At 69.7% G+C, this 1,009-nt stretch carries 2 pseudogenes; both read right to left on the reverse strand.

Annotated elements, in window-relative coordinates:
• Positions 1-395 (reverse strand): annotated as a pseudogene (locus ACY45C_RS17665) (RNA-guided endonuclease InsQ/TnpB family protein); the annotation flags it as partial.
• A 214-nt stretch (positions 396-609) separates the two neighbouring features.
• Positions 610-1,009 (reverse strand): annotated as a pseudogene (locus tag ACY45C_RS17670) (hypothetical protein); the annotation flags it as partial.

Here is a 1,009-nt window from a genome sequence, read left to right on the forward strand (position 1 = left end):
AGCTTGATCTGCCCGTCCCGGAACGTGAAGCAGTTCCGGGAGTAGGCCGCTGAATCGGCGGTCTTGCCCTTCTTCTTGAACGAGGGGTAGCCGGCGCGCTTCTCCCAGAAGTTCACGTAGGCGGTTTGCAGGTTCCGTAACGCGGCCTGCAACGGCCCTTTCGATAGCCCGGCGAGCCAGAGTGTGCCCGGGTCGCGTTTCCAGCCGGTGAGCATCCGGTCGGTCTCGGCGTGGGTGACCCGCCGCTGCTCCTGGAACCAGGCCCGGTGCCGTTCCGCGAGCGCCCGGTTGTACACGTAGCGCACACAGCCGAACGTCTGCGCGAGCTGGGCGGCCTGCTCCGGGGTCGGCTAGAAGCGGTAGCGGTACGCCCGCTTCACCACCTTCGACCCCATAAGTGACAGGATAGCAGGCTTGCCTGTCACGCTGTCGTTGATGCGCTAGCCCCGCCCTGAAAGACGGGGCCTGCGCGCTACGTTCCTGGGTCACCATGACTTCCCATGATGGGCTGTCGCTGGGACTATGCAACACCATCCGCCACCGACCGTCACCATCCGCCGCCCGCCGCCGCGCGCTGCGGCGGGCGAGCCGGACCACGGGTCGACCGGCTCAGGCCGCGCCGTCAGCCGCCGACTGGCTCGCCATCTGGGCATGCGCGCGTCCCGCGCGAGCGGCCTCCTCGATGGCCTCCAGCGGTGGCCGCGGGATCGACACGGGCGGCGCCTCGGATTCCGGGCGGGCGGCTCGGGACCCGTAGGCCTCCCATCCTGGGCGTCCGGGCGCGGGTCCCTTCTCCTTCGCGGAGCGGGTGTAGCGCCCGCGCCCCTGGTTCGGGACGGTGGAACCCGGCGTCGGTCCGGTCCTGATCCCCCGGTTCTCCAGGCAGGCGCGGCAGTTGCAGTCGGCAGACGCCCTGGGCAGGCGATCGAGCCGCCAGGACAGATTGTCGATCTCGTCGCCGTCCCCGACCAGGACACCGGTCGTGATGATGTGCACTAGATGCAGGGCC

The organism is Frankia sp. CcWB2 (assembly GCF_977927585.1).